Source organism: Blastococcus sp. OS1-29 (genome assembly GCF_057628075.1).
In genome coordinates this window covers 450216-457770 of the sequence record NZ_JBXXJK010000005.1, presented here as the reverse complement: position 1 = coordinate 457770, position 7555 = coordinate 450216, and the positions used below count along the sequence as shown (strand labels likewise).

7 protein-coding genes and 1 pseudogene are annotated in these 7555 nt (G+C 74.4%); 5 read left to right on the top strand and 3 right to left on the bottom strand.

The annotated features are described in order from the left end of the window. From AC2H4J_RS15775 to AC2H4J_RS15760, 4 genes and pseudogenes are all read left to right on the top strand, one after another. Positions 1-160: pseudogene (locus tag AC2H4J_RS15775) on the top strand (endonuclease); the annotation flags it as partial. A 47-nt stretch (positions 161-207) separates the two neighbouring features. Next, positions 208-597 carry a hypothetical protein gene (locus tag AC2H4J_RS15770; RefSeq protein WP_487465820.1) on the top strand — a complete coding sequence of 130 codons (390 nt, stop codon included), beginning with the start codon at positions 208-210 and terminating at the stop codon, positions 595-597. A gap of 68 nt (positions 598-665) precedes the next feature. After that, entirely contained in the window at positions 666-1289 is a 624-nt protein-coding gene (upp, locus tag AC2H4J_RS15765) for a uracil phosphoribosyltransferase (protein ID WP_487465819.1), read from the top strand. A gap of 2 nt (positions 1290-1291) precedes the next feature. Further along, positions 1292-2182, top strand: coding sequence for a Gfo/Idh/MocA family protein (locus AC2H4J_RS15760; RefSeq protein ID WP_487465818.1), 891 nt, complete (start codon positions 1292-1294; stop codon positions 2180-2182). 19 nt (positions 2183-2201) lie between these two features. Here the strand turns inward: AC2H4J_RS15760 and AC2H4J_RS15755 are convergent, their stop codons facing one another. The 3 genes from AC2H4J_RS15755 to AC2H4J_RS15745 are packed head-to-tail and all read right to left on the bottom strand — an operon-like array spanning position 2202 to position 5487. After that, positions 2202-3827 (bottom strand): phospho-sugar mutase, encoded by a 1626-nt coding sequence (locus AC2H4J_RS15755; RefSeq protein ID WP_487465817.1) that lies wholly within the window; start codon positions 3825-3827, stop codon positions 2202-2204. Further along, a complete protein-coding gene (locus AC2H4J_RS15750) occupies positions 3824-4681 on the bottom strand; it encodes an NAD-dependent epimerase/dehydratase family protein (protein ID WP_487465816.1) in 858 nt (285 codons plus the stop codon). Before AC2H4J_RS15750 ends, AC2H4J_RS15755 begins: the two co-directional genes overlap by 4 nt. Next, on the bottom strand, positions 4678-5487 hold the full coding sequence (locus AC2H4J_RS15745) for a purine-nucleoside phosphorylase (protein WP_487465815.1): 810 nt from the start codon (positions 5485-5487) through the stop codon (positions 4678-4680). The genes AC2H4J_RS15750 and AC2H4J_RS15745 overlap by 4 nt, the downstream gene beginning before the upstream one ends. 39 nt (positions 5488-5526) lie before the next feature. Between AC2H4J_RS15745 and AC2H4J_RS15740 the strand changes: the two genes are divergently transcribed. Beyond that, positions 5527-7554 (top strand): BTAD domain-containing putative transcriptional regulator, encoded by a 2028-nt coding sequence (locus AC2H4J_RS15740; protein WP_487465814.1) that lies wholly within the window; start codon positions 5527-5529, stop codon positions 7552-7554. Position 7555: the final 1 nt, after the last annotated feature.

The following is a 7555-nucleotide window of genomic DNA, read 5'->3' as shown; positions in this document are numbered from 1 at the left end:
AGAGACCTCGGTGGAGAACGGGGCGCTGCTCTGCGAGCGGCACCACACCAAGGTCCACCACGGGTTCCGCATCGAGCTGCAACCCGACGGCCGATGGCGCACCTACCGCCCCGACGGCACCGAGATCCTCCTGCCGGAGCCACTGCTCGCTACCGGCTGATCGCCGGCCGTCGGTACGGTCGCCCCCGAGGAGGGGCGGGAGATCCCATGACGCGACGTCGCAACCGGGACCGTCCGATGGCGGCCCGGCTGAGGCGCGTCCGCGACAGCCTGGACTACTCGGTGGACCATCTGGTCCGTGATCTCGCCGAGGACGGTGAGCACGTGGTGCGCGACGACGACGGCTCGATCCTGGTGTCCGGCGGTTTCGGCGAGGCATGGGACCCGCCGGTCCTTCTGGCCCTCACCGACGACGAGCTCCGGCGGCATCTGCTGTCGATGGCCGACGACGCCCGGGAGGTGTTCCCGGATGTCGACGCCGTCCAGGCCGCCTACCGGTTGTTCCTCGTCCACGTCGTCGAGAAGCTGGCGACGGCGGTCGTCGCGGGCTCCCGGATCACGCTGGGGCCTCGCGGGCTCGACGTCGACCAGGCGTAGGTGACCCCGCGGACCCGGTCCGGATGCGCGCGGATTGCGCCGACCAGGGTGCCGATACGGTGTCGCGCGTGCAGCTGACCGTCGTCGACCACCCGCTCGCCCGTGCCCGCCTGTCCCGCATGCGGGACGAGCGCACCGACAACGCCGCCTTTCGGGCCGCGCTGCGTGAGCTCACCCAGATGCTGGTCTACGAGGCCACTCGCGATCTCGCCGTCGCGGAGGAGCCGATCCAGACGCCGGTGACCGCGACGACGGGCTACCGGCTGGCCGCGCCGCCGCTGATCGTGCCGGTCCTCCGTGCCGGGCTCGGGATGGCCGACACCGCCCACGGGATGCTGCCCGAGTCGCAGATGGGCTTCGTCGGACTCGCCCGCAACGAGGTGACCTTCCAACCGGAGGCGTACATGGCCTCGCTGCCGGAGTCGCTGGTCGGCCGGCACGTGTTCGTCCTCGACCCGATGCTCGCCACCGGCGGCTCGCTGGTGCACTGCTGCGGCCTGCTCACCGAGCGCGGCGCCACGGAGATCACCGTGCTGTGCACGCTGGCCGCACCCGAGGGGCTGCGCCGGCTCGAGGAGAGCGGGCTTCCGCTGCGGGTCTTCACCGCCAGCATCGACGAGGGGCTGAACGACAAGGCCTACATCGTCCCGGGTCTCGGGGATGCCGGCGACCGCCAGTTCGGCGCGGTCTGACCATGCGCTTCGGCGTCCTCGGCACCGGCTTCTGGGCCAAGGAGATCCACGCCGCGTCGCTCGCCGCGCACCCGGACGCGGAGCTGGTCGGCATCTGGGGCCGCGATGTCGCCAAGGCGAAGGCCGTGGGAGCCGAGTTCGACGTCGCCGGGTACGCCGACGTGGACGACTTGCTCTCCCGGGTCGACGCCGTGGCCATCGCGCTGCCGCCGGACGTGCAGGCGCCGCTGGCCGAACGAGCTGCCGCCGCCGGCAAGCACCTGTTGCTCGAGAAGCCGATCGCCCTCGACGTGGCCGCGGCCGATCGTGTGGTGGCGGCGGTGGACGCGGCGGGGGTCGCCTCGCTCGTCTTCTTCACCTTCCGGTTCCAGCCCGAGACGTCGTCCTGGCTGGAGCAGGCCGCCCGCACCAGGCTGGCCGGCGGTCATGCGTCCTGGCTGTCCGCACTGGCGGGGTCGCCGTTCGATTCGTCGCCCTGGCGCAAGGAGCACGGCGCGCTCTGGGACATCGGCCCGCACGCGCTGTCGGTGCTCGTCCCGGCGCTGGGTCCGGTCGTGTCCGTGCAGGCCGGCGCGGGTCTCCGGGACACCGTGCATCTGGTCCTGGGCCACGAGTCCGGCGTCGCATCGACGGTGACGCTGTCGCACACGGTCGCGCCGATGTCGGCCGGCACGGAGTTCTTCGTCCACGGCGACGCCGGTCGCATCGTGCTGATCCCGGAGGAACGCGCCGCTGCTCGGGCCTTCGCCGTGGCGGTGGACGAGCTGACGTCCGCCGCCGTCGCCGGCGGCACCCACCCGTGCGACGTCCGCTTCGGCCGGGACGTCGTCGCCGTCCTCGAGACCGCGACCCGCGCCCTGGGCTCGAGCTGCCGCGAGCTGGTCGGAGGCTGACGATCAGGGCGGCCCGGACTCAGAGGCCGAGCGCCGCCGACATCTCGGCCCGCAGCTGGTCGAGCTCGTCCTCCCCGCGGCCACGGGCAGCGATCAGTCCGGCGTCGTCGTGCACCGGGACGACGGTCTCCAGGTACGCCTTGAGCTTCGGCTCCGTGCCGCTGGGCCGGACGATCACCCGGACGCCGTCGCCGAGTAGCCGCACCGCATCGACGGGCGGGTCCTCGAGCGCCAGGTCGGCGTAGGCCACCTCGCGGCCGAGCAACCGGGTCGGCGGCGCGGACCGCAACCGGGTCATGGCGCCGGAGATGATCGACAGGTCCTCCACGCGCACCGACAGCTGCCCGGTCACGAACAGCCCGTGCTCGGTGGCCAGCTCGTCGAGCCGGTCGAGCAGCGTCCGTCCCGTGGTCTTCAGCTCCGCCGCCAGCAACGAGACGGCGACCGCCGCCGAGATGCCGTCCTTGTCCCGCGCCACCGTGGGGGAGACCGCGTAGCCCAGCGCCTCCTCGTAGCCGAACACGAGCGGCGCCTCGGCCGACCCTGCCCGGATGATCCACTTGAACCCGGTGGGCGTCTCCGCCGACGGCTGACCCGCCGCCGCCGTGATCACGTGCATCAGCGACCCGCTGACCAGTGAGGACGCGTACGTCCCCCGCACGCCGCGGCGCAGCAGCCAGTCGGCCAGCAGCGCACCGACCTCGTCGCCGGTCAGCTGGCGCCCACCGCAGACGACGGAACACCGGTCCGCGTCCGGGTCCTCCGCGATCGCCAGGTCGGCACCGATCCGCTCGGCCAGCGCCTTCAGCAGATCGGTGGCGCCCGGCTCCTCCGGATTCGGGAAGGCGACGGTCGGGAACCGCGGATCGGGCCGGTCCTGCTCCACCACGGTGACCGGCTCGGCGAACCCCGCCGCGGTGAAGACCGCACGGGTGGTGTCGGCACCCACCCCGTGCATCGCGGTGTAGGCGACTACCAGGTCCCGTCGGGACGGCACCCGCGCCGGGTCGACCGCGGCCACGACCGCCGACACGTAGTCGGCCTCGACGTCGTCCCCGAGCGTCAGCCACTCGTCGCTGAGGGGGACCTCCCGGGCGGGTCCCACGGCCGCGATCGCCGCCTCGATCAGCCGGTCGGCCGGCGGCACGAGCTGCGCCCCGTCGCCGAGGTAGACCTTGTACCCGTTGTCGTCGGGCGGGTTGTGGCTGGCAGTCACCATCACGCCGGCCGCGCAGCCCAGATGGCGGACGGCGAACGACAGCACCGGTGTCGGCAGCGCGCGCGGCAGCACCTGCACCGCGAAACCCGCACCCGACAGCACCGCGGCGGTGACGTGCGCGAACTCGTCGGACCGCCGGCGGGCGTCGTAGCCGATCACCACGCCGCCGCCGGCGTGTCCGTCGTCGGCCAGGTACCGGGCCAGTCCGGCTGCCGCGCGGGTGACCACCGCGGCGTTCATCCCGGCCGGGCCCGCGCGCAGCGGCCCGCGCAGCCCCGCCGTCCCGAAGGTCAGCGGACCGGCGAAGCGGCGGGCGAGTTCGTCGAGGTCGCCGGCGCCGATCAGCGCCTCGATCTCCGCGCGGTCACCGGCGTGCGGGTCGGCGTCGGCCCAGGCGCGCGCGGCATTCAGCAGGTCGGCGCTCATCGACCGCTACCCGGAGCGATGTCGGCCCGCGGAGCCGGTGCCTCGAAGTGCTCCGCGTCGTACGCGGGCAGCGTGAACTCCCCGCCCACGTGGGACAGCACCGGATCGCCCTGATCCCCCGCGCCGTAGGCCTCGCTCACCGCATCCGCGTACACCTCGGCGTCGTCCTGCGGCTCGTAGCCGAGGGCGCGGGCGGCCGAGAGGTCCCACCAGTTGCGGGTGTTCGCCGAGACGCCCCAGACGACCGCGAATCCCGGGTCGGGGGCGCGCAGGGCAGCGTCGACCAGCGACAGGGCGTCGTCCGGCGACAGCCAGGTCGCCAGCATCCGGTGCGTCGTCGGCTCCGGGAACGCGCTGCCGATCCGCAGGCAGACGACGTCCATGCCGTAGCGGTCGGCGTACAGCGACCCGAGCGCCTCCATCGTCACCTTCGCGACGCCGTAGTACGTGTCAGGCCGCGGGGGAGCATCCTCCTCGCGCAGCAGGCCTTCGGCGGGCCGCGGCGTGAACCCGGTCGCGTGGTTGCTGCTCGCGAGCACCACCCGCCGGACGCCGGCCCGCCGTGCCGCCTCCAGGACCGCATAGGTGCCGTCGATGTTGGCGTGGCGGATGGCCGGCCAGGTCGACTCCCCGGCGATGCCGGCCAGGTGCACGACCGCGTCGACCCCCTGGGTGGCGTCGACCATCGCGGCCAGGTCGGTGACGTCGGCGACGACCTGCTCCTCGCCCGGCCGCTCGTCGGTTACGGGCACGACGTCCAGGCAGCGCACCGCCCAGCCGCGCTCGGGCAGCCCGCCGCGCAGCCACGTGCCGATCCGGCCGGCCGCGCCGGTGATCAGGACGCGACCGCTCACGGCAGCCGCCCGATGAACTCGACCAGGAACTCGCCGAGCCGCCCCGCCGCGGCCTTTCCTGCAGCAACGACCTCGGCGCCGTCCAGCTTCTCGCCGGTCACGCCGGCCGCCGCGTTGGTCACCAGCGACAGCCCGAAGACCTCGAGCCCGGCGGCGCGCGCAGCGATCGCCTCGAGCGCGGTGGACATGCCCACGACGTCGGCGCCCAACGTGGCGCACATCCGGATCTCGGCCGGGGTCTCGTAGTGCGGACCGGGGAACGCCGCGTACACGCCCTCCGGCAGCGTCGGGTCGATCTCCCGGGCCAGGGCCCGCAGCCGCGAGGAGTAGAGGTCGGTGAGATCGACGAAGTTGGCGCCGACCAGCGGTGACGTCGCGGTGAGGTTGATGTGGTCGGACAACAGGACCGGCTGCCCGACCCCGTAGGCCGGGTTCACGCCACCGGCCGCGTTGGTGAGGATGACCGTCTTCACCCCGGCCGCCGCCGCGGTGCGCACGCCGTGGACCACCGGTTCGACGCCCCGGCCCTCGTACAGGTGGGTCCGGCCCAGGAAGAGCAGCACCCTCCGGTCACCGACGCGCACGGAGCGCACCTCGCCGCCGTGCCCGACGGCTGTGGGGGCGGCGAAGCCGGGCAGCGCGCCGATCCCGATCGACGCCGCGGCGTCGCCGAAGGCGTCGGCGGCGGGCGCCCATCCCGAGCCCATGACGACGGCGACGTCGTGGCCGTCACCGACGGCGGCGGTGAGGGCGTCGGCCGCCTCGGCGGCGAGGGTGGCGGGGTTGTCTGCGGCAGGCTGGCTCACGCAGGGACGCTAACCCACGCTCGCGCTTACCCTCGGGGGATGCGCGTCGCGGTCCTCGGACCGTTGGTGGTCACGGCGAACGACTCCGCCCCCGTGCACGTGCCGGGTGCGCACGAACGGCTGCTCCTCGCCGTCCTCGCCGCGCAGGCGCCGGAGGTCGTGCCGGCCGACCGGCTCGTCGAGATCCTCGGGGACGACGAGGTGCTGCAGGCCGCCGTCCGCGGGTTGCGGACCGCACTCGAACCCCGACTGCCGGAGCGCTCCAGCGGTCAGTTCGTCCTCCGCCGCGGTCGTGGCTACGCCCTCGTCGTACCGCGGACGGACGTCGACGCGGCGCGCTTCACCGACCTCGCGACCCGCGGGCACGCCCGGCTCCCGCAGGACCCGGGGGACGCGGAGTGGTTGCTCGCGACCGCCCTGGGCCTGTGGCGGGCCGAGCCGTACGGTGAGTGGCCGGACGCGCCCTTTGCGGAGGCGGAGCGGCGGCGGCTGGCCGAGCTCCGCGGCCGCGCCGAGGCCGACCTCCGCGACGCCCGAACCGCGACCCGAACCGCGACCCCGGTGGTCACCCCTCGCCGGATGGCCGTCGCCGTCGCGCGCCAGGCGGAGCCGGTACCCGCCCAGCGGCTGGAACCGCCCGCCCGGCTCCCGGTCGCGCCCGTACCGCCGGAGCCGCGAGCTCCCGAGGCGACGGTCTCCGCCGACCGGCCCAGGAGCGGACGACCGCTCGTGCTGGTGGCGGCGCTGGTCGTGCTGCTCGTCGTGGCGATGTCGGTCGCCCGGCTGTCGGGACGCTCCGATCAGCGCACCGCGCAGGCCGCGGCGGTGGCCGACGCGGACGAGCTGGCTTCCCTGTCCGGGGCGCAGACCCAGCTCGACGTCTCGCTGCTCCTGGCCGCGCAGGCGTTCCGGCTCGCCGACACCCCCGCGACCCGCGACGCGCTGGCCCGGGTGCTCGAGGGGCACGAGCGCGTGCAGCGGGCCGTCTCCTTCTACGGCGTGCCGCAGGACGCGGTCCTCTCCGGCGGCCGCACGCTGACCTTCGGCGTCGGGGTGTCGGTGGTCGGCTGGCCGGTCGGCCCGGGGACCGTACCGCGCGAGATCATGCCGACCCCCGGGCCGTGGGCCGACTGGCTCGTCGCGGCTCCCTCACCCGTCGACGACGTCGTGCTCGGCGCCGGGATGGGCCGGAACGGCGCGTGGGTGCGCCGGATCTCCGGCTCCGACGAGACCACGCGGCTCCTCGTCGAGGGGAACGCGATCCCCGGCCAGCCGGTGGCGGGGGCGGTGAGCGCGGACGGCCGGACACTGCACCTGATCGTGGCGCGGCCGGAGAACATCGACGAGCGCACCTCGCGCTGGCAGCTGGTCGACGTCGACGCCGGCGACGGCGCCGTCCGCGACACCGCGATCCAGGGCGTCGTCGGTTCGCCGGTCGACCGGGTGGGCGCCGATTTCGCCGAGGACGCCGGGTCGTTCGTCGTGTGGGACGACGACACCCTGTCGCCGTCCGGCACGCTCGTCCAGCTGGCCGACGGCCGGCAGGTCCCGCTGCCCGTGGAGCCGGGCACCCGGGGGAGCCGCGGCTTCCACGCCTACGCCGGAGGGGTCGTCCAGCTCTGGGACGACGGCGGGATCACGCTCTTCGACCGGGACGGGCACATCGTCCAGGAAGTCGTCGCCGGCCGGCCCGTGCTCGACGTCGCCGTCGCGCCGGACATGCGGTGGGCAGTGACCGGGGGCAAGGACGGCGAGGTGCTCACCTGGGAGATCGATCCCGCGACGGGCCGCTGGTACGGCAGACATCCCCTCCGCGGCCATACCGGCGACGTGGTGAGCGTCGAGGTGGACGCGGCGGGACGGCTGCTCGCGACGGTCTCGGTCGACCACACGGCGATCACCTGGGACATGAGCGACCAGAGCCCGCGGCGGGGAGAGGGCCCCGCCGATCCGGAGGTCCGCCTGGAGCTGGCGTGTTCGATCGCGGGCCGCGACCTCACGCCCATCGAGTGGCGCCGGGTTCTCCCGGACCGGCCGTGGCAGCCCACGTGCAGCGACCTGAACTGAG

What these genes read in the sequence shown, in the direction of transcription:
- AC2H4J_RS15770 (WP_487465820.1), top strand. Translation starts at nt 208, where the DNA reads ATGACGCGACGTCGCAACCGGGACCGTCCGATGGCGGCCCGGCTGAGG.
- AC2H4J_RS15760 (WP_487465818.1), top strand. Translation starts at nt 1,292, where the DNA reads ATGCGCTTCGGCGTCCTCGGCACCGGCTTCTGGGCCAAGGAGATCCAC.
- AC2H4J_RS15755 (WP_487465817.1), bottom strand. Translation starts at nt 3,827, where the DNA reads ATGAGCGCCGACCTGCTGAATGCCGCGCGCGCCTGGGCCGACGCCGAC.
- AC2H4J_RS15740 (WP_487465814.1), top strand. Translation starts at nt 5,527, where the DNA reads ATGCGCGTCGCGGTCCTCGGACCGTTGGTGGTCACGGCGAACGACTCC.